Raw genomic sequence first — 23244 nt, 5'->3', positions numbered from 1 at the left:
GGGCGTCTTGGATCATCACGGAGAGGTAACGATAGGCGAGGTGTACCGGTGGGTGCCAGGGTGCCCACCGGGGCGCATGCTGGAAATATTCAGATTAGCGGATGCAAGCTGCTCCTGACGAGCCCGGGGGCCTGGCTACCCCGCCCGGGGCACGCCGGTGTCGAGTGCCTGGGTGCGATCGAGCAGCTCCTTCAAGCGCTCCGCCAGCACCTGGACGTGAGGCGGTTGGAGCAGGCCGTAGTGGTCTCCAGGCACCTCCTGGAGCTCCACCCCTTCGGCGCCCTTGTCTCCCCAGCCGCGGTCGCGCCCCTCGCCGGGCGCGTCGCGCGAGTCGGCCGCGCGCAACACCGCGAGCCGCCCGTCGAGGCGTTCCGGGGTGTAGCGGTGCAGGGCTCGCATGTTGGCGGAGTACACCTGGAGCAGCACGCGCAGCTCGGGCAGTCCTGCCTCGGGGATGAGGACACCGCTCTTGCGGCCCTCCTCCAGGATGGCCCGGAGCAGCTCCTCCGGACCGGCGTCCGTGGGCAGCTCGGGGAGCTGGAGGCCCGTGATCCGTCCGAGATCCCTCGCGAAGAGCGCCGCCGTGTCGGGAATCGCGCCCTCGTCGGACTCCTCCAGGGCCGCGCGCGCGGGGCTGGGATCGATGAGCGCCAGCAACTCCACGCGCTCGCCGCGCTGCTGGAGCTGGCGGGCCATCTCGAAGGCCACCACGCTGCCCATGGACCAGCCACCCAGCAGGTACGGCCCCTGGGGCTGCACGGTGCGGATGACCTCGATGTAGCAGGCGGCCATCTCCTCCACCGTCTCCAGCGGAGGCTGGACGCCGTCGAGGCCCTGCGACTGCAGACCGTAGAAGGGCTGATCCGGGCCCAGCTGCCGCGCCAGCTCCGCGTACGCGAGCACGTTGCCGCCCACCGGGTGGACGCAGAAGAAGGGCCGGCGCGAGCCTTCACGCTGGATGGGCACGAGCGGCGACCACGGGCCCGCCTCGGTCCGCAGCGCGGCGGCGAGCTGCTCCACCGTGGGGGCCTGGAAGAGGACACTCACGGGCAGGCGCCGCTGGGTGCGCTCGGCCAGCACCGCGAGCAGGCGCACGGCCAGCAGAGAGTGGCCGCCCAGCTCGAAGAAGTGGCCGCGGGCGCCGATCGGACGCAGGTCCAGCACCTCCTCGAAGACTCGGGCCACCTCCAGTTCGAGCGCATCCCGAGGCGGGACAAAGGCCTGCTCGAGCTGCTGGTGTGAGGCCTCGGGCGCGGGCAGGGCCTTGCGGTCGATCTTGCCGTTGGGAGAGAGGGGCAGGGCCTCCAGGGGAACGAAGGCGGAGGGCACCATGTACTCGGGCAGGTGCTGCAGGAGGTAGGCGCGCAGGGTGGAGGCGTCGGGGGAGTCGCCGATGACGTAGGCCACCAGACGCTTGTCGCCGGGCGAGTCCTCGCGCACGAGGGCGAGGGCCTGACGCACGGAGGGGTGGCGAGAGAGGACGGACTCCACCTCGCCCAGCTCGATGCGGAAGCCACGCAGCTTCACCTGGTGGTCGAAGCGGCCGAGGTACTCGAGGGTGCCGTTGGCAAGCCAGCGCACCTTGTCACCGGTGCGGTAGAGGCGGGCACCGGGAGAGGAGCTGAAGGGGTGGGTGATGAAGCGCTCTGCGGTGAGCTCGGGACGGCCGAGGTAGCCGAGGGCCAGGCTGTCACCGCCGATGAGCAGCTCGCCCGGGACACCCACGGGCACGGGCCGCAGGGCGGAGTCCACCACGTACACCTGGGTGTTGGTCACGGGACGGCCGATGGGCACGGTGGGCCCCGAGTCGTCCGGCGAGTAGGTGTGAGAGGTAGCGTCGATGGTGGCCTCGGTGGGGCCGTAGAGGTTGACCAGCGAGGCGGAGGGCAGCACGGAGCGCAGGGAGTGTCCCAGCTCGGAGGGCAGAGCCTCGCCACCGCAGAAGATGGAGCGCAGGTGGGTGGCGCGGGACAGGGCGGGCTCCTGTAGCAGCACCCGGAGCAAGGAGGGCACCAGCTGCAGCAGGGTGGCCTGGTGGTGCAGGACGGAGCGCACGAGGGCGGCGCCATCGCGATGCGCGCCGGGGGGAGCGATGGCCATGCGGGCGCCGGCCAGCAGCGGCACCCAGAGCTCCCAGACAGAGGCGTCGAAGCTCAGGGGAGTCTTGTGCAGTACGCAGTCGCTGGGGCCCACGGCGAAGGCCGACTGCAGCCACAGCATGTGGTTGACGGCGGAGCGGTGGGCCACCTGGACGCCCTTGGGACGGCCCGTGCTGCCCGAGGTGTAGATGATGTAGGCGGGGCTGTTGGCCTCGGCCTGGGGCAGGGCGGTGCCCTGGGGAGGTAGAGGCAGCGACTCCAGCGCCTCCACCGAGTCCAACGTCACCACCTGGGCCTGAGTGGAGGGCAGGGCCTGGAGCAGGGTGGAGCGGGTGAGGAGCAGCCTGGCGCCGCTGTCCTCGAGCATGAAGGACTGGCGGTCAGCGGGGTACTCCGGATCCACGGGGACCCAGGAGGCACCGGACTTGAGGATGGCCAGCAGGGCGACCACCATCTCCAGGGAGCGCTCGAGGCACAGGGCGATGCGGACCGAGGGGCCGGAGCCGAGAGAGCGCAGGTGCAGGGCGAGGCGGGTGGAGGACTCGTCGAGCTGACGGTAGGTGAGAGTGGAGTCCTCGAAGGCCAGGGCGACGGCGTCGGGAGTGCGCAGCGCCTGGGCCTGGAAGAGAGAGTGGAGCGTGGACTCGCGGGGGAAGTCCGCACGAGTGTCGTTCCAGGCCAGCAGCACCTGCTGGCGCTCCTCGGAGGTGAGGAGGGGCAGGTCGCGCAGGGCGGTGTGTGGGTGGGCGGCAATGGCCTCCAGGAGCACCTGGAAGTGGCGCATCATGCGCGCCGCGGTGGCCTCTTCGAACAGGTCCGTGTTGTAGGTGAGCGCGCCGCCGAATCCGTCGGGGCCCTCGCCCAGCGTGAGTGAGAGCTCGAACTTGGCGGTGGTGCCCTCCTGCTCCACGGGGCTCAGGGTGAGGCCCGGGAGCTGGAGCTCGCCACTGGGCGTGTTCTGCAGGGTGAACATCACCTGGAAGAGCGCGCTGCGGCTGAGGTCACGCGTGGGCTGGAGCACCTCGACGAGTTTCTCGAAGGGGACGTCCTGGTGCTCGTAGGCGGCCAGGGTGGTGGTGCGCACCTGGGAGAGCAGCTCGCGGAAGGAGGAGCCGTCGGACAGGTGAGAGCGCAGCACGAGCGTGTTGATGAAGAAGCCGATGAGGCCCTCGGTCTCGGCGCGTGTGCGGCCAGCGATGGGAGAGCCGACGCTGATGTCGTCCTGGCCCGAGTAGCGGGACAGGAGCACCTGGAAGGCGGCCAGCAGCACCATGAAGGGCGTGACGCCCTCCTTCTGGCACAGAGCCTTGAGGGACTCGGAGAGCGCCTGGGGCAGGTGCACCGGGAGGTTGGCGCCGCGGTAGGACTGCATGGCCGGGCGAGGCTTGTCGGTGGGCAGCTCCAGGGCGGAGGGGGCGCCAGAGAGCTGCTGCTTCCAGTAGTCCACCTGCTGCTGGAGGACGGCGCCGCGCAGCCAGTCACGCTGCCAGACAGCGTAGTCGGCGTACTGCACCGGCAGCGCGGGCAGCCGCGCCTGCTGGCCCGTGACGAAGGACTCGTAGAGCGCGGCCAGCTCGCGCACGAGCACTCCCATGGACCAGCCGTCGGAGACGATGTGGTGCAGCGTGAGCACCAGGACGTGCTCGGTGTCGCTCAGGCGCAGCAGCGAGGTGCGGAAGAGTGGGCCATGGGCCAGGTCGAAGGGCCGGTGGGCCTCCTCCTGAGCGAGCCGGTACGCCTCACGCTCGGACTCGGGCAGCGCGCCCAGGTCCACCGTGTGCAGAGCCGAGAGCGGCGTGGCGGAGATGACCTGGACGGGGCCGTCCTTGCCCGCCTGGAAGGTGGTGCGCAGGGCCTCGTGGCGCAGCACGAGCGCCTCGAGCGCCCGGGCCAGTGCGTCGGAGGACAGCCGCCCGGAGAGCCGCAGCGCGGTGGGGATGTTGTAGGCGGTGCTGCCGGGCTCGATTTGATCGAGCACCCACAGCCGCTGTTGAGCGAAGGAGGCGGGCAGCGGGCCATCGCGGCGCACGGGAAGGAGCGCGGGGGCCTTGACGCGGCTGGTGGTCTGGACGCGCTCGGCGAGGCTCGCGACGGTGGGGGCCTCGAAGAGGGCGCGCAGGGGCAGCTCCACGCCGAGAGAGGAGCGGATGCGGCTGATGACCTGAGTAGCCAGCAGCGAGTGGCCACCGAGGGAGAAGAAGTCTTCCTCGGCACCCACGGACTCCACGCGCAGCACCTCGGCCCAGATGGCGGCCAGGATGCGCTCGGTCTCCGTGCTCGGCGCGCGGGACACCTTGCGCGAGAGCGCCGAGGCCTCGGGCACGGGCAGGGCCTTACGGTCGATCTTGCCGTTGGGAGTGAGGGGCAGGGCCTCCAGGGGAACGAAGGCGGAGGGCACCATGTACTCAGGCAGGTGCTGCAGGAGGTAGGTGCGAAGGGTGGAGGCGTCGGGGGAGTCACCGGTGACGTAGGCGACCAGGCGCTTGTCGCCGGGCGAGTCCTCGCGCACGAGAGCGAGGGCCTGACGCACGGAGGGATGGCGCGCGAGCACGGACTCCACTTCGCCCAGCTCGATGCGGAAGCCACGCAGCTTCACCTGATGATCCAGGCGGCCCAGGTAGTCCAGGCGCCCGTCGGGCAGGTAGCGCACGAGGTCGCCCGTCTTGTACATGCGCCCACCGGGCGTACGGCTGTAGGGGTCAGGGAGGAAGCGCTCTGCGGTGAGCTCCGGACGCAGCAGGTAGCCGCGAGCGAGCCCATCGCCGGCGAGGTACAGCTCGCCCGGGACACCGAGCGGCACCAGGCGCAGGTGGCGGTCGAGCACGTAGGCCTGAGTGTTCTCCAGGGGCCGGCCGATGGTGGGACCGCGGAGCTCGTTGCGAGGCACCTCGTCGAAGGTGGAGTAGGTGGTGTCCTCCGAGGGGCCGTAGAGGTTGAGCACCCGCTCCACGTGGCCCAGCGCATAGAGCGCATCCACGGTGCGCTTGGGAAGCGCCTCACCGGCCAGGTTGACCACCCGCACCGAGCGAGGCAGCCCGCCCGTGCGCACCAGCTCCGCGATGGCCGAGGGCACGGTGTTGACCAGCGTCACCTCGTCGCGGCGCGAGAAGGAGGGCAGGTACAGGGCGTTGGGAACGACGAACACCCGGCCGCCGCAGGACAGCGGCACGAAGAGCTCGAAGATGGAGAGGTCGAAGCACACCGAGGTGGCGGCGAGCACGCCCTGCAACTCATCGGGCGGGAACACTTCGAGCGCCCAGGTGATGAAGAGGGCAGCGCTGCGGTGGGTGATGGCCACGCCCTTGGGGCGGCCCGTCGAGCCCGAGGTGTAGATGAGGTAGGCGAGGTTCTCCGCGTCGGCGGAAGAGGGCAGCGGCTCGTCGGACTGCGCGGCGAGCACCGAGTCCAGCTCCTCCAGCAGGAGCGTCTGGGGACGCGACTGGGGAAGAGCGGAGAGCAGAGAGCGTTCGCTGATGACGAGCGCCGAGCACGAGTCCTCCAGCAGGTAGCCGAGCCGCTCGGAGGGGTAGTCCGGATCCAGGGGAGCGTAGGTGCCGCCGGCCTTGAGGACCGCGAGCAGCGCAACGGGAAGGTCCACGGTACGACGCAGGCACACGCCGACGCGGACCTCCGGGCCCACACCCAGAGAGCGCAGGTGACGGGCGAGGCGGTTGGAGCGCCGCATCAGCTCGTCATAGGTGAACGAGCGAGTACCATCCGCCACCGCCAGTGCGCTCGGGGTGAGCCGGGCCTGGGCCTCCAGGCGAGTGTGCAGCAGCGAGCCATCCTTGGGCAGCTCGCCGGGCGGGTTCCACGTCTCCAGCAGCAGCCGCTCCTCGTCCTTGCCGATGAGGGCCAGGTCACGCAGGGCGGTGTCGGGCTGGGCGGCAATGGCCTCCAGGAGGACCTGGAACTGGCGCATCATGCGCGCCGCGGTGGCCTCTTCGAACAGGTCCGTGTTGTAGGTGAGCGCGCCGCCGAATCCGTCGGGGCCCTCGCCCAGAGTGAGCGAGAGCTCGAACTTGGCGGTAGTGCCCTCGTGCTCCACGGGACGCAGGGAGAGGCCCGGGAGCTGGAGCTCGCCGCTGGGCGTGTTCTGCAGGGTGAACATCACCTGGAAGAGCGCGCTGCGGCTGAGGTCGCGGGTGGGCTGGAGCACCTCGACGAGCTTCTCGAAGGGGACGTCCTGGTGCTCGTAGGCGGCCAGGGTGGTGGTGCGCACCTGGGAGAGCAGCTCGCGGAAGGAGGAGCCGTCGGACAGGTGAGAGCGCAGCACGAGCGTGTTGATGAAGAAGCCGATGAGGCCCTCGGTCTCGGCGCGTGTGCGGCCAGCGATGGGAGAGCCGACGCTGATGTCGTCCTGGCCCGAGTAGCGGGACAGGAGCACCTGGAAGGCGGCAAGCAGCACCATGAAGGGCGTGGCGCCCTCCTTCTGGCACAGGGCCTTGAGGGACTCGGAGACCGCCTGGGACACGTGAACCGGGACGCTCGCGCCGCGGTAGGACTGCATGGCCGGGCGGGGCTTGTCGGTGGGCAGTTCCAGGGCGGAGGGGGCGCCAGAGAGCTGCTGCTTCCAGTAGTCCACCTGCTGCTGGAGGACGGCGCCGCGCAGCCAGTCACGCTGCCAGGCGGAGTAGTCGGCGTACTGCACCGGCAGCGCGGGCAGCCGCGCCTGCTGGCCCGTGACGAAGGACTCGTAGAGCGCGGCCAGCTCGCGCACGAGCACTCCCATGGACCAGCCGTCGGAGATGATGTGGTGCAGCGTGAGCACCAGGACGTGCTCGGTGTCGCTCAGGCGCAGCAGCGAGGTGCGGAAGAGCGGGCCATGGGCCAGGTCGAAGGGCCGGCGGGCCTCCTCCTGCGCAAGCCGGTACGCCTCGGCCTCACGCTCGGACTCGGGCAGCGCACCCAGGTCCACCGTGTGCAGGCTGGAGAGCGGCGTGGCGGAGATGACCTGGACGGGGCCGTCTTCGCTCGCCTGGAAGGTGGTGCGCAGGGCCTCGTGGCGCAGCACGAGCGCCTCGAGCGCCCGGGCCAGTGCGTCGGAGGACAGCCGCCCGGAGAGCCGCAGCGCGGTGGGGATGTTGTAGGCAGCACTACCGGGCTCGATTTGATCGAGCACCCATAGCCGTTGCTGAGCGAAGGAGGCGGGCAGCGGGCCATCGCGGCGCACGGCAAGGAGGGCGGGGGCCTTGACGCGGCTGGTGGTCTGGACGCGCTCGGCGAGGCTCGCGACGGTGGGGGCCTCGAAGAGGGCGCGCAGGGGCAGCTCCACGCCGAGCGAGGCGCGGATGCGGCTGATGACCTGGGTGGCCAGCAGCGAGTGGCCACCGAGGGAGAAGAAGTCCTCCTCGGCGCCCACGGACTCCACGCGCAGCACCTCGGCCCAGATGGCGGCCAGGGCGCGCTCGGTCTCCGTGCTTGGCGCGCGGGACACCTTGCGAGAGAGCGCCGAGGCCTCGGGTACGGGCAGGGCCTTACGGTCGATCTTGCCGTTGGGAGTGAGGGGCAGGGCCTCCAGGGGAACGAAGGCGGAGGGCACCATGTACTCAGGCAGGTGCTGCAGGAGGTAGGTGCGAAGGGTGGAGGCGTCGGGGGAGTCACCGGTGACGTAGGCGACCAGTCGCTTGTCGCCGGGCGAGTCCTCGCGCACGAGAGCGAGGGCCTGACGCACGGAGGGATGGCGCGCGAGCACGGACTCCACTTCGCCCAGCTCGATGCGGAAGCCACGCAGCTTCACCTGATGATCCAGGCGGCCCAGGTAGTCCAGGCGTCCGTCGGGCAGGTAGCGCACGAGGTCGCCCGTCTTGTACATGCGCCCACCGGGCGTACGGCTGTAGGGGTCAGGGAGGAAGCGCTCTGCGGTGAGCTCCGGACGCAGCAGGTAGCCGCGAGCGAGTCCATCGCCGGCGAGGTACAGCTCGCCCGGGACACCGAGCGGCACCAGGCGCAGGTGGCGGTCGAGCACGTAGGCCTGAGTGTTCTCCAGGGGCCGGCCGATGGTGGGACCGCGGAGCTCGTTGCGAGGCACCTCGTCGAAGGTGGAGTAGGTGGTGTCCTCCGAGGGGCCGTAGAGGTTGAGCACCCGCTCCAGGTGGCCCAGCGCATAGAGCGCGTCCACGGTGCGTTTGGGCAGAGCCTCACCGGCCAGGTTGACCACCCGCACCGAGCGAGGCAGTCCGCCCGTGCGCACCAGCTCCGCGATGGCCGAGGGCACGGTGTTGACCAGCGTCACCTCGTCGCGGCGCGAGAAGGAGGGCAGGTGCAGGGCGTTGGGAACGACGAACACCCGGCCGCCGCAAGACAGCGGCACGAAGAGCTCGAAGATGGAGAGGTCGAAGCACACCGAGGTGGCGGCGAGCACGCCCTGCAGCTCATCGGGCGGGAACACCTCGAGCGCCCAGGTGATGAAGAGGGCAGCGCTGCGGTGGGTGATGGCCACGCCCTTGGGGCGGCCCGTCGAGCCCGAGGTGTAGATGAGGTAGGCGAGGTTCTCCGCGTCGGCGGAAGCGGGTAGCGGCTCGTCGGACTGCGCGGCCAGCACCGCGTCCAGCTCCTCCAGCAGGAGCGTCTGGGGACGCGACTGGGGAAGAGCGGAGAGCAGAGAGCGTTCGCTGATGACGAGCGCCGAGCACGAGTCCTCCAGCAGGTAGCCGAGCCGCTCGGAGGGGTAGTCCGGATCCAGGGGAGCGTAGGTGCCGCCGGCCTTGAGGACCGCGAGCAGCGCAACGGGAAGGTCCACGGTACGACGCAGGCACACGCCGACGCGGACCTCCGGGCCCACACCCAGAGAGCGCAGGTGACGGGCGAGGCGGTTGGAGCGCCGCATCAGCTCGTCATAGGTGAACGAGCGAGTACCATCCGCCACCGCCAGTGCGCTCGGGGTGAGCCGGGCCTGGGCCTCCAGGCGAGTGTGCAGCAGCGAGCCATCCTTGGGCAGCTCGCCGGGCGGGTTCCACGTCTCCAGCAGCAGCCGCTCCTCGTCCTTGCCGATGAGGGCCAGGTCACGCAGGGCGGTGTCGGGCTGGGCGGCAATGGCCTCCAGGAGGACCTGGAACTGGCGCATCATGCGCGCCGCGGTGGCCTCCTCGAACAGGTCCGTGTTGTAGGTGAGCGCGCCGCCGAAGCCGTCCGGGCCCTCGCCCAGCGTGAGCGAGAGCTCGAACTTGGCGGTAGCGCCCCCGTCGTGCTCCACGGGGCGCAGGGTGAGGCCCGGGAGCTGGAACTCTCCGCTCGGTGCGTTCTGCAGGATGAACATCACCTGGAAGAGCGCGCTGCGGCTGAGGTCACGCGTGGGCTGGAGCACCTCGACGAGCTTCTCGAAGGGGACGTCCTGGTGCTCGTAGGCGGCCAGGGTGGTGGTGCGCACCTGGGAGAGCAGCTCACGGAAGGAGGCGCCGTCGGACAGGTGAGAGCGCAGCACGAGCGTGTTGATGAAGAAGCCGATGAGGCCCTCGGTCTCGGCGCGTGTGCGGCCAGCGATGGGAGAGCCGACGCTGATGTCGTCCTGGCCCGAGTAGCGGGACAGGAGCACCTGGAAGGCAGCCAGCAGCACCATGAAGGGCGTGGCGCCCTCCTTCTGGCACAGGGCCTTGAGGGACTCGGAGAGCGCCTGGGAAACGTGAACCGGGACGCTCGCGCCGCGGTAGGACTGCATGGCCGGGCGGGGCTTGTCGGTGGGCAGCTCCAGGGCGGTGGGAGCGCCGGAGAGCTGCTGCTTCCAGTAGTCCACCTGCTGCTGGAGGACGGAGCCGCGCAGCCAGTCACGCTGCCAGACAGAGTAGTCGGCGTACTGCACCGGCAGCGCGGGCAGTCGCGCCTGCTGGCCCGTGATGAAGGACTCGTAGAGCGCCGCCAGCTCGCGCACCAGGATGGCGTTGGACCAACCGTCGGAGACGATGTGGTGCAGCGTGAGGAGCAGGACGTGCTCGGTGTCGCTCAGGCGCAGTAGCGCGGCGCGGAAGAGCGGGCCGTGGGTCAGGTCGAAGGGCCGGCGGGCTTCCTCCTCCGCGAGCCGGTACACCTCGGCCTCGCGCTCGGACCCGGGCAGCGCGCCCAGGTCCACCGTGTGCAGAGCCGAGAGCGGCGTGGCGGAGACGACCTGGACGGGGCCGTCCTCGCCCGCCTGGAAGGTGGTGCGCAGGGCCTCGTGGCGCAGCACGAGCGCCTCGAGCGCCCGGGCCAGTGCGCTGGCGGACAGCCGCCCGGAGAGCCGCAGCGCCGAGGGCATGTTGTAGACGGTGCTGCCGGGCTCGAGTTGATCCAGGAACCACAGCCGTTGCTGCGCGAAGGAGAGCGGCAGCGGACCCCCGCGAGCCGCCGGCTTCAGCGCGGGCGCGCGGGTGCGGCTCGCGGACTGAACGCGCTCGGCGAGGCCCGCGACGGTGGGGGCCTCGAAGAGGGTACGCAGGGGCAGCTCCACGCCGAGCGAGGAGCGGATGCGGCTGATGACCTGGGTGGCCAGCAGCGAGTGGCCACCGAGGGAGAAGAAGTCCTCCTCGGCGCCCACGGACTCCACGCGCAGCACCTCGGCCCAGATGGCGGCCAGGGCGCGCTCGGCCTCCGTGCTCGGCGCGCGGGACACCTTGCGCGAGAGCGCCGAGGCCTCGGGCACGGGCAGGGCCTTGCGCTCGACCTTGCCGTTGGGATTGAGGGGCAGGGTCTCCAGGTGCACGATGGCCGAGGGCACCATGTACTCGGGCAGACGCTGCTGCAGGAAGGCGCGCAGCTCGGAGACGTCGGACAAGGTGCCGGTGACGTAGGCCACCAGCCGCCTGTCGCCCGGGGCGTCCTCGCGCACGAGCGCCACGGCCTGGCGCACGGAGGCGTGCTGGAGGAGCACGGACTCCAGCTCACCCAACTCGATGCGGAAGCCGCGAAGCTTCACCTGCGAGTCGAAGCGGCCGAGGTACTCGATGGTTCCATCGGCCAGCCAGCGCACCTTGTCGCCGGTGCGGTAGAGGCGGGCACCGGGGGTGGTGCTGAAGGGGTCCGTGATGAAGCGCTCGGAGGTGAGCTCCGGGCGGCCGAGGTAGCCGAGCGCCACGCCTTCACCGCCGATGAGCAGCTCGCCCGGGACGCCCACGGGCACGGGCTGCAGCGAAGCGTCCACCACATAGGCCTGGGTGTTGGAGATGGGGCGGCCGATGGGCAGCGTGGAGACGGCGTGCGACGGGCACACCCAGGCCGTGCAGTCGATGCACGCTTCCGTGGGGCCGTACTGGTGGACGAGCTGGGCGCTCAGCTTGGAGAGGAAGCGCGCGTGGAGCTCGTGCGTGAGGGGCTCGCCGCCGCAGAAGACGAAACGCAGCGACTGGCAGCCCTCGATGTCCGTCGTTTGCAGGAAGGCGGACAGGGGCGCGGGGCCGAAGTGCAGGTGGGTGATGCCGTGGCGGATCACCGTCTGCACCAGGTACTCGGGATCCCTCTGGCCTCCGGGGCGTGCGAGCACGAGCCGGGCTCCGGCCAGTAGCGGCGCGAACATCTCCCAGACGGAGATGTCGAAGCTGAAGGAGGCCTTCTGGAGGAAGGCGTCCTGGGGTCCCATGGGGTACTCCCGCTGGCGCCAGTGCAGGTGGTTGACGGCGGAGCGGTGGGCCACCTGGACACCCTTGGGACGGCCCGTGCTGCCCGAGGTGTAGATGACGTAGGCGGGGCGGGTGGCCTCGGGCTGGGGCAGGGTGGTGCCCTGGGGCGGCGGAGGCAGCGCGTTCAGCGCGTCGAGCGAGTCCAACCGCAGGACCTGGGCCTGGGTGGAGGGCAGGGCCTGGAGCAGGGCGGAGCGCGTGAGGAGCAGCTTCGCGCCGCTGTCCTCGAGCATGAAGGCGAGGCGCTCGGAGGGGTACTCCGGATCCAGCGGGACCCAGGCCGCGCCGGCCTCGATGATCGCGAGCAGGGAGACGAGCAGCTCAAGGGAGCGCTCGAGGCAGAGGGCAACATGCGTCCCGGGGCCCACGCCGAGCGAGCGCAGGTGCAGCGCCAGTCGCGTGGAGGCCTCGGTGAGCTGGCGGTAGGTGAGGCTGCCGGACTCGGAGACGAGCGCGGTGGCCTCGGGCGTGCGTCGCGCCTGGGCCTGGACGAGCGAGTGGAGCGTGGCCTCGCGGGGGAACTCCGCGCGCGTGTCGTTCCAGTCCACGAGCACCTGCTGGCGCTCCTCGGAGGTGAGGAGGGGGATCTCTCGCAGGGCGGTGTCGGGACGGGCGGCGATGGTCTCCAGGAGCACCTGGAAGTGGCGCATCATCCGCGCCGCCGTGGCCGCGTCGAACAGGTCCGTGTTGTAGGTGAGCGTGCCGCCGAAGCCGTCCGGGCTCTCGCCCAGCGTGAACGAGAGATCGAACTTGGTCGTGGTGCTTCCCTGCTCCTCCTGACGCAGGGTGAGGCCCGGGAGCTGGAACTCCCCGGTCGGGACGTTCGCCAGCGCGAACATCACCTGGAACAGCGGCGAGTGGCCCAGGGAGCGCTCCGGGGACAGCTCCTCGACGAGCTTCTCGAAGGGGATGTCCTGGTGGGCGAAGGCGCCGAGCGTCGACTCCTTCACTCGTGCCAGTACCTCGCGGAACGAGGAGCCGCCGGACAGGCGGGTGCGCAGCACGAGCGTGTTGACGAAGAAGCCGATGAGGCCCTCGAGCTCGGCGACGCGGCGGCCCGCGATGGGCGAACCCACGCTGATGTCGTCCTGCCCGGAGTAGCGCGACAGGAGCACCTGGAAGGCGGCCAGGAGCAACATGAAGGGCGTGACGCCCTCGCGGCGGCCGAGCGCGCGCAGCGACTCGGACAGCTCACGTGACAGCGTGACCATCTGCACCGCGCCCCGGTAGGAGCGCGCGGCCGGACGAGGCCTGTCGGTGGGCAGCTCCAGCATCGCGGGAGCGCCTTCGAGGTGCTTGCGCCACCAGGCGAGCTGGGCATCCAGCGCCTCGCCCTGGAGCCACGAGCGCTGCCAGACGGAGTAGTCGGCGTACTGCACGGGCAGCTCGGGCAGGGGCGAGGGCCTGCCCGCGCAGAAGGCCTCGTAGAGGGCAGCGACCTCGCGTACCAGCACGCCCATGGACCAGCCGTCCGAGGCGATGTGGTGCATGTTCAGCAGCAGCACGTGCTCGGAATCGCTCAGCCGCACCAGGGTGGCGCGCAGCATCGGGCCCCGCGACAGATCGAAGGGCGCGCGCGCATCCTGCTCGGCGAGGCGCCGGGTCTCGGCCTCCTGGGACGCGTGGGCGGACAGATCCACCACCGGCAGGGAGAAGGCCTCGGCCGGCGAGATGAGCTGCGTGGGCTGGCCGTCGGTGTCGCGGAACGAGGTGCGGAGGGACTCGTGGCGGCGGAGGAGCTCGGAGAGGGAGCGCTGGAGGGAGGAGACGTGGAGGGAGCCCGACAGGCGCAGGGCCGCGGGCATGTTGTAGGCGGAGCTACCGGGCTCGAGCTGGTCGAGGAACCACAGGCGCTGCTGGGCGAAAGACAGCGGCAGCGCGTCCGTCCGGGGAGCGCGGGTGAGCGGAGGCAGGGAGACGCCCTGACCAGCCAGGAGTGCGGCATCGAGGCGCTGGGAGAGGGCGGAGAGGGTGGAGGCCTCGAAGAGGGCGCGCAGGGGCAGCTCCACCTCGAAGGAGGAGCGGATGCGAGAGACGAGGCGGGTGGCAAGAAGAGAGTGGCCGCCCAGCTCGAAGAAGTCGTCCAGGGCGCTGACTTGAGTCAGGCCGAGCAGCTCGCACCAGAGGGAGGCCAGGCGCACCTCGGTGGGAGAGGAGGGAGGGACGAAGGGGCGGAACTCGGGACGGGCCTCCGGGGCGGGAAGAGCCTTCCTGTCCACCTTGCCGTTGGGAGTAAGAGGCAGGGCCTCCAGTGCCATGAGGGCCGAGGGCACCATGTACTCGGGCAGCCGCTGCTGCAGGTAAGAGCGCAGCGAGAGGGTGTCGAGCGCGTCGGACTTGCCGGTGACGTAGCCGACGAGACGCTTGTTGCCCGGAGAGTCCTCGCGAGCGATGACAATGGCCTCGCGCACCTCGGGGTGGGAGAGAAGCGCGGCTTCCACCTCGCCCAGCTCGATGCGGAAGCCGCGGATCTTCACCTGGAAGTCAGCGCGGCCGAGGAACTCGAGCACGCCGTCGGAACGGTGACGGGCCAGGTCGCCGGTGCGGTAGAGGCGGGAACCGGGAGCGGAGCTGAAGGGGTTGGGGAGGAAGCGCTCGGCGGTGAGGGCGGGCTGCTGCAGGTAGCCACGGGCCAGGCCGTCACCGGAGATGAAGAGCTCACCCGGAGTACCCGGGGGAACCGGCTGCAGGTGGCTGTCGAGCAGGTACACCTGGGTGCCGGAGATGGGCGTGCCGATGGGCACGGAGGCCGATACGTGCGAGGGCTCCGTCATGCGGAAGCATGAGGTGAAGAGCGTGCCCTCGGTGGGGCCGTAGCAGGCGGTTACCGGAATGCGCAGCTGCTCGAGGACGCGGCGTACGTGGGGAGAGGAGACGACGTCGCCACCGGTAAGGAGCTGGCGAACGCCGCGCAGCCCATCGAGGTTGCCATCCACCATCTGGGTGAAGAGACCCGAGGTGAGGTGGAGGGTGGTGACGGAGTGGCGCTGGAGAATGCCAGCAAGCTCCTGCAGGTCGCTGGGAGAGTGAGGAGGGAAGACGACGAGCCTGCCGCCATTGAGCAGCGGACCCCAGACTTCGAGCGTGGAGGCGTCGAAGGAGATGGGGGCGATGAGCAGGAAGGACTGCTGAGCGCTCACCTCGGCGTAGCGCGCGTCCAGGACGGTGCGCAGGACGGAAGAGTGCTCGATGCACACGCCCTTGGGCCTGCCGGTGGAGCCCGAGGTGAAGTCGATGTAGGCGAGGTTGCGCGGAGTGATGCCACTGCGGGGCGAGGTGCCAGGCGCCTTCGCGAGCGCTTCAGTGGACTCCTCGATGAGGAGCGTCGGCAGGCCGTCAGCGGGCAGACGCGAGAGCTGCTCACGAGTGGTGACGAGCAGGGCGGGCTGTGCATCCTCCAGCATGAAGGACAGACGCTCGCGAGGGTAGGAGGTGTCCAGAGGGACGTAGGCACCGCCGGCCTTGAGGATGCCCAGCAGGGAGATGATGAGCTCGAGCGAGCGGTCCAGGGCCAGAGCGACGCGGGAGTCAGGGCCGACGCCGCGAGCGCGCAGCACGTGGGCCAGGCGGTTAGCGGCCTCGTCGAGCTGACGGTAGGAGAGGCGCTGCTCACCGAACTCCAGGGCGATGGCATCCGGAGTGGAGGCCACCTGACGCTCGAAGACGTCGATGATGGTGGCGTCGCGAGGGTAGCTGGAGGGCGAGTGGTTCCACTCAACCAGCACCTTCTGGCGCTCCTCGGAGGAGAGCAGGGGCAGGTGGTGGAAGGGCAGCTCGGGCTGGGAGACGAGTCCCTCCAGCAGCGTCGCGAAGTGGCGCGAGAGCCGTTCCGCGGTAGCCGCCGAGAACAGATCCTGGTTGTAGATCAGGACTCCCGAGAAGCCCCCCGGGCCCTCCGCGAGGTTGAGTTCCAGCTCGAACCGGGCAGTGGTGCTCTCGAACGGGAGCGAATCGATCGTCAGGTTCGGCAGAGCCAGGTGCGGGGCCGCATTGTTCTGCAGGGCGAACATCACCTGGAAGAGAGGAGTCCGGCCCAGCGTGCGTACGGGGGCAAGCTTCTCGACGAGCTTCTCGAAGGGAATGTCCTGGTAGGCGAAAGCTCCGAGCGTCGTCTCCTTTACGCGCGCAAGCATCTGGCGGAAGGACGGGTTGCCCTCCATGCGGGTGCGCAGGGCGAGGGTGTTGACGAAGAAGCCGATGAGGCCTTCCAGCTCGGCGACGCGGCGGCCGGCGATGGCCGAACCAACGGTGATGTCGTCCTGGCCCGAGTAGCGCGAGAGCAGGAGTTGGTAGGCGGCCAGCAGGGCCATGAAGGGCGTGACGCCCTCCTTCTGGCACAGGGTCTTGAGCGCGTCGGACACCGAGCGCGATAGCTGGACGGGGACGAGGGCACCCCGGAAGGTCTGGACGGAGGGGCGCTGGAAGTCGGTGGGCAGCTCCAGGGCGGTGGGAGCGCCCTCGAGGTGCTTACGCCACCAGGAGAGCTGCGCATCCAGGGCCTCACCCTGCAACCAGCCTCGCTGCCAGACGGAGTAGTCGGCGTACTGCACGGGCAGTTCAGGCAGGGGCGAGGGCCTGCCAGTGGAGAAGGCCTCGTAGAGCGCGGCGACCTCGCGCACCAGCACGCCCATGGACCAGCCGTCGGAGACGATGTGGTGCATCGTCAGCAGCAGCACGTGCTCGGAATCGCTCAGCCGCACGAGGGTGGCACGCAGCAGGGGCCCATTGGCCAGATCGAAGGCCTTGCGAGCTTCCTGTTCGGCCAGACGCTGGGCCTCGGCCTCGCGGGAGTCCGTGGGCAGGCCGCTCAGGTCGACGATCTGCAGGAGAGAGACCGGAACGTCGGAGATGACCTGGACGGGGTTGTCCTGGACGGACTTGAAGGTGGTGCGGAGGGACTCGTGGCGGCGGACGAGTTCGGAGAGGGAGAGCTGGAGGGAGGAGACGTGGAGGGAGCCCGACAGGCGCAGGGCCGTGGGCATGTTGTAGGCGGAGCTACCGGGCTCGAGCTGATCGAGGAACCACAGACGCTGCTGCGCGAAGGACAGCGGCAGCGCGTCAGTCCGGGGAGCGCGGGTGAACGGAGGCAGGGAAACGCCCTGACCGGCCAGGAGTGCAGCGTCGAGGCGCTGGGAGAGGGCGGAGAGGGTGGAGGCCTCGAAGAGGGCGCGCAGGGGCAGCTCCACCTCGAAGGTGGAGCGGATGCGAGAGACGAGGCGGGTGGCCAGCAGAGAGTGGCCGCCCAGCTCGAAGAAGTCGTCCAGGGCGCTGACTTGAGTCAGTCCGAGCAGCTCGCACCAGAGGGAGGCGAGGCGAACCTCGGTGGGTGTGGAGGGCGGGACGAAGGGACGGAACTCGGGGCGGGCCTCTGGGGCGGGAAGGGCCTTCCTGTCCACCTTGCCGTTGGGCGTAAGCGGCAGGGCCTCCAGTGCCATGAGGGCCGAGGGCACCATGTACTCGGGCAGCCGCTGCTGCAGGAACGCGCGCAGCGAGAGGGTGTCGAGCGCGTCGGACTTGCCGGTGACGTAGCCGACGAGACGCTTGTTGCCCGGGGAGTCCTCGCGGGCAATGACGATGGCCTCGCGCACCTCGGGGTGGGAGAGCAGAGCGGCTTCCACCTCGCCCAGCTCGATGCGGAAGCCGCGGATCTTCACCTGGAAGTCAGCGCGGCCGAGGAACTCGAGCACGCCGTCGGCGCGGTGACGGGCCAAATCACCGGTGCGGTAGAGGCGGGAACCGGGGGTGGAGCTGAAGGGGTTGGGGAGGAAGCGCTCGGCGGTGAGGGCAGGCTGCTGCAGGTAGCCGCGGGCCAGGCCGTCGCCGGAGATGAACAGCTCACCCGGAGTACCCGGAGGCACCGGCTGCAGGTGGCTGTCGAGCAGGTACACCAGGGTGCCGGAGATGGGCGTGCCGATGGGCACGGAGGCCGGCACCTGCGAGGGCTCCGTCATGCGGAAGCATGAGGTGAAGAGCGTGCCCTCGGTGGGGCCGTAGCAGGCGGTTACCGGAATGCGCAGCTGCTCGAGGACGCGGCGCACGTGAGGCGAAGAAACGACATCGCCACCGGTGAGGAGCTGGCGAACGCCGCGCAGCCCGTCGAGGTTGCCATCCACCATCTGGGTGAAGAGACCCGAGGTGAGGTGGAGGGTGGTGACGGAGTGGCGCTGGAGAACGCCAGCGAGCTCCTGCAGGTCGCTGGGAGAGTGAGGAGGGAAGACGACGAGCCTGCCGCCATTGAGCAGCGGACCCCAGACTTCGAGCGTGGAGGCGTCGAAGGAGATGGGGGCGATGAGCAGGAAGGACTGCTGAGCGCTCACCTCGGCGTAGCGCGCGTCCAGGACGGTGCGCAGGACGGAGGAGTGCTCGATGCACACGCCCTTGGGCCTGCCGGTGGAGCCCGAGGTGAAGTCGATGTAGGCGAGATTGCGCGGAGAGATGCCGCTGCGAGGCGCGGTGCTGGGCGCCTTCGCGAGCGCTTCAGTGGACTCCTCGATGAGGAGCGTCGGCAGGCCGTCAGCGGGCAGACGCGAGAGCTGCTCACGAGTGGTGACGAGCAGAGCGGGCTGCGCATCCTCCAGCATGAAGGACAGACGCTCGCGAGGATAGGAGGTGTCCAGAGGGACGTAGGCACCGCCGGCCTTGAGGATGCCCAGCAGGGAGATGATGAGCTCGAGCGAGCGGTCCAGGGCCAGGGCGACGCGGGAGTCGGAGCCCACACCGCGAGCGCGCAGCACGTGGGCCAGGCGGTTGGAGGCCTCGTCGAGCTGACGGTAGGTGAGGCGCTGCTCACCGAATTCCAAGGCGATGGCATCCGGAGTGGAGGCCACCTGGCGCTCGAAGACGTCGTTGATGGTGGCGTCGCGAGGGTAGCTGGAGGGGGAGTGATTCCAGTCCACCAGCACCTTCTGGCGCTCCTCGGAGGAGAGCAGGGGCAGGTGGTGGAAGGGCAGCTCGGGCTGGGAGACGAGTCCCTCCAGCAGCGTCGCGAAGTGGCGCGAGAGCTGTTCCGCGGTAGCCGCCGAGAACAGATCCTGGTTGTAGGTCAGGGTTCCCGAGAAGCCCTCCGGGGCTTCCGCGAGGTTGAGCTCCAGCTCGAACCGGGCCGTGGTGCCCTCGACCGACAGCGAATCGATCGTCAGGTCCGGCAGCGCCAGGTGGGGCGCCGGAGTGTTCTGCAGGGCGAACATCACCTGGAAGAGAGGAGAACGGCCGAGAGTGCGCGCGGGGGCGACCTCCTCGACGAGCTTCTCGAACGGAATGTCCTGGTGGGCGAAGGCGCCGAGCGTGGTCTCCTTCACGCGGGCCAGCACCTGGCGGAAGCTGGGGTTGCCCTCCATGCGGGTGCGCAGGGCGAGGGTGTTGACGAAGAAGCCGATGAGGCCTTCCAGCTCGGCGACGCGGCGGCCGGCGATGGCCGAACCAACGGTGATGTCGTCCTGGCCCGAGTAGCGCGAGAGCAGGAGTTGGTAGGCAGCCAGCAGGGCCATGAAGGGGGTAACGCCCTCCTTCTGGCACAGGGCCTTGAGGGCCTCGGACACCGGGCGAGACAGCTGCACGGGGACGGCGGCACCCCGGAAGGACTGAACGGAGGGGCGCTGGAAGTCGGTGGGCAGCTCCAGGGCGGTGGGCGCGCCCTCGAGGTGCTTACGCCACCAGGAGAGCTGCGCATCCAGGGCCTCACCCTGCAACCAGCCTCGCTGCCAGACAGCGTAGTCGGCGTACTGAACGGGCAGTTCGGGCAGGGGCGAGGGTCTGCCAGCGGAGAAGGCCTCGTAGAGAGCGGCGACCTCGCGTACCAGCACCCCCATGGACCAGCCGTCGGAGACGATGTGGTGCATCGTCAGCAGCAGCACGTGCTCGGAATCGCTCATCCGCACGAGGGTGGCACGCAGCAGAGGCCCATTGGCCAGATCAAAGGCCTTGCGAGCTTCCTGTTCGGCCAGACGCTGGGCCTCGGCCTCGCGAGAGTCCGCGGGTAGGCCGCTCAGGTCGACGATCTGCAGGAGAGAGACAGGAACGTCGGAGATGACCTGGACGGGGTTGTCCTGGACGGACTTGAAGGTGGTGCGGAGGGACTCGTGGCGGCGGAGGAGCTCGGAGAGGGAGAGCTGGAGGGAGGAGACGTGGAGGGAGCCCGAGAGGCGCAGGGCCGCGGGCATGTTGTAGGCGGAGCTACCGGGCTCGAGCTGGTCGAGGAACCACAGGCGCTGCTGGGCGAAGGACAACGGCAGCGCGTCGGTCCGGGGAGCGCGGGTGAGCGGAGGCAGGGAAACGCCCTGGCCGGCCTGCAGTGCAGCGTCGAGGCGCTGGGAGAGGGCGGAGAGGGTGGAGGCCTCGAAGAGGGCGCGCAGGGGCAGCTCCACCTCGAAGGTGGAGCGGATGCGAGAGACGAGGCGGGTGGCCAGCAGAGAGTGGCCGCCCAGCTCGAAGAAGTCGTCCAGGGCGCTGACTTGAGTCAGTCCGAGCAGCTCGCACCAGAGGGAGGCGAGGCGAACCTCGGTGGGTGTGGAGGGCGGGACGAAGGGACGGAACTCGGGGCGGGCCTCTGGGGCGGGAAGGGCCTTCCTGTCCACCTTGCCGTTGGGAGTAAGAGGCAGGGCCTCCAGTGCCATGAGGGCCGAGGGCACCATGTACTCGGGCAGCCGCTGCTGCAGGTAAGAGCGCAGCGAGAGGGTGTCGAGCGCGTCGGACTTGCCGGTGACGTAGCCGACGAGACGCTTGTTGCCCGGAGAGTCCTCGCGGGCAATGACGATGGCCTCGCGCACCTCGGGGTGGGAGAGAAGCGCGGCTTCCACCTCGCCCAGCTCGATGCGGAAGCCGCGGATCTTCACCTGGAAGTCAGCGCGGCCGAGGAACTCGAGCACGCCGTCGGCGCGGTGACGGGCCAAATCACCGGTGCGGTAGAGGCGGGAACCGGGAGTGGAGCTGAAGGGGTTGGGGAGGAAGCGCTCGGCGGTGAGGGCGGGCTGCTGCAGGTAGCCGCGGGCCAGGCCGTCACCGGAGATGAAGAGCTCACCCGGAGTACCCGGGGGAACCGGCTGCAGGTGGCTGTCGAGCAGGTACACCTGGGTACCGGAGATGGGCGTGCCGATGGGCACGGAGGCCGGCACCTGCGAGGGCTCCGTCATGCGGAAGCATGAGGTGAAGAGCGTGCCCTCGGTGGGGCCGTAGCAGGCAGTAACCGGAATGCGCAGCTGCTCGAGGACGCGGCGCACGTGAGGAGAGGAGACGACGTCGCCACCGGTAAGGAGCTGGCGAACGCCGCGCAGCCCGTCGAGGTTGCCATCCACCATCTGGGTGAAGAGACCCGAGGTGAGGTGGAGGGTGGTGACGGAGTGGCGCTGGAGAACGCCAGCGAGCTCCTGCAGGTCGCTGGGAGAGTGAGGAGGGAAGACGACGAGCCTGCCGCCATTGAGCAGCGGACCCCAGACTTCGAGCGTGGAGGCGTCGAAGGAGATGGGGGCGATGAGCAGGAAGGACTGCTGAGCGCTCACCTCGGCGTAGCGCGCGTCCAGGACGGTGCGCAGGACGGAGGAGTGCTCGATGCACACGCCCTTGGGCCTGCCGGTGGAGCCCGAGGTGAAGTCGATGTAGGCGAGGTTGCGCGGAGTGATGCCACTGCGAGGCGCTGTGCTGGGCGCCTTCGCCAGCGCTTCAGTGGACTCCTCGATGAGGAGCGTCGGCAGGCCGTCAGCGGGCAGACGCGAGAGCTGCTCACGAGTGGTGACAAGCAGAGCGGGCTGTGCATCCTCCAGCATGAAGGACAGACGCTCGCGAGGATAGGAGGTGTCCAGAGGGACGTAGGCGCCGCCGGCCTTGAGGATGCCCAGCAGGGAGATGATGAGCTCGAGCGAGCGGTCCAGGGCCAGAGCGACGCGGGAGTCGGGACCCACACCGCGAGCGCGCAGCACGTGGGCCAGGCGGTTGGAGGCCTCGTCGAGCTGACGGTAGGTGAGGCGCTGCTCACCGAATTCCAGGGCGATGGCATCCGGAGTGGAGGCCACCTGACGCTCGAAGACGTCGTTGATGGTGGCGTCACGCGGGTAGCTGGAGGGGGAGTGATTCCAGTCCACCAGCACCTTCTGGCGCTCCTCGGAGGAGAGCAGGGGCAGGTGGTGGAAGGGCAGCTCGGGCTGGGAGACGAGTCCCTCCAGCAGCGTCGCGAAGTGGCGCGAGAGCTGTTCCGCCGTGGCCTTGGAGTAGAGGTCGCTGCGGTAGATCAGCTCACCGGAGAAGCCGTCCGCGCCCTCCGAGATGATCAGCTCCAGATCGAAGCGAGCGCTGACGCCATCGAGCGGGTACGGGCGCAGGGAGAAGCCGGGGAGCTGGAGCTCCTGCTGGGGCATGTTCTGCAGGGCGAACATGACCTGGAACAGGGGCGAGCGGCCCAGGGTGCGCGCGGGAGCGAGCTCCTCGACGAGCTTCTCGAATGGAATGTCCTGGTGGGCGAAGGCGCCGAGCGTGGTCTCCTTCACGCGTGCGAGCACCTGGCGGAAGGACGGGTTGCCCTCCAGACGGGTGCGCAGGGCGAGCGTGTTGACGAAGAAGCCGATGAGACCCTCGAGCTCGACCATGCGCCGGCCGGCGATGGGCGAGCCGATGGTGATGTCGTCCTGGCCCGAGTAGCGCGAGAGCAGGAGCTGGTAGGCGGCCAGCAGGGCCATGAAGGGGGTAACGCCCTCCTTCTGGCACAGGGCCTTGAGGGACTCGGACACCGGACGCGACAGCCGCACGGGGACAGCGGCGCCCCGGAAGGACTGGACGGAGGGGCGCTGGAAGTCGGTGGGCAGCTCCAGGGCGGCGGGCGCGCCTTCGAGCTGTTTGCGCCACCAGGAGAGCTGCGCATCCAGGGTCTCTCCCTGGAGCCACGAGCGCTGCCAGACGGAATAGTCGGCGTACTGAGCGGGCAGCTCGGGCAGCGGCGACGGCTGGCCCGCGGAGAAGGCCGCGTAGAGCGTGGCCACTTCGCGCACCAGCACATCCATGGACCAACCGTCCGAGACGATGTGGTGCATGTTGAGCAACAGCACGTGCTGGCGCTCGCCCAGCCGCAGCAGGGAGCCACGCAGCAGCGGCCCGCGCACGAGATCGAACCCCGTGGCTGCTTCCCGCTCGACGCGCCGGCGCACTTCGGCCGCGCGATCCTCGCGGGACGAGACATCCGTCACCGGCAGCACGACGGGCGTGGGCGGCGAGATGACCTGGACGGGGTTGTCCTGGTGGGCCTGGAAGGTGGTGCGCAGGGACTCGTGGCGGCGGACGAGCTCGGTGAGCGCGCGCTCCAGGGCGTCCACCCGCAACGCGCCGTCGAGCTGGAGCGCCACGGGCATGTTGTAGGCGGCGCTGCCGGGCTCGAGCTGATCCAGGAACCACAGGCGCTGTTGCGAGAAGGACAGAGGCGGGGGCGCCCCATCTTGCGGCCGGCGGGTGAGCGGCGGATGCGAGGAGGTGGACTTCGCCCCCTTCTGTTTGAGCTGCCGCATCAGCAGCGCGCGCTGCTCCGGAGTGAGATCCGCGAGCTTCCGCTTCGTGTCGCTCATCGACAATGACTCCTCAGA

Annotated in this window: 1 protein-coding gene; it reads right to left on the bottom strand. The window is 69.8% G+C overall.

The annotated features are described in order from the left end of the window. Nucleotides 1–135: 135 nt before the first annotated feature. The gene (locus OV287_RS30080) at nt 136–23226 is read right to left on the bottom strand and encodes a non-ribosomal peptide synthetase (RefSeq protein ID WP_267537486.1); all 23091 of its coding nucleotides are present in this window, start codon (nt 23224–23226) and stop codon (nt 136–138) included. Nucleotides 23227–23244 lie beyond the last annotated feature (18 nt).

This window comes from Archangium lansingense, from assembly GCF_026626635.1.
In the GTDB taxonomy this organism is placed as follows: domain Bacteria; phylum Myxococcota; class Myxococcia; order Myxococcales; family Myxococcaceae; genus Archangium; species Archangium lansingense.
This window is presented reverse-complemented; position numbering and strand designations above follow the sequence as displayed.

Coding starts and splice junctions, on each gene's coding strand:
- OV287_RS30080 (WP_267537486.1), bottom strand. CDS start 23,226: ATGAGCGACACGAAGCGGAAGCTCGCGGATCTCACTCCGGAGCAGCGC.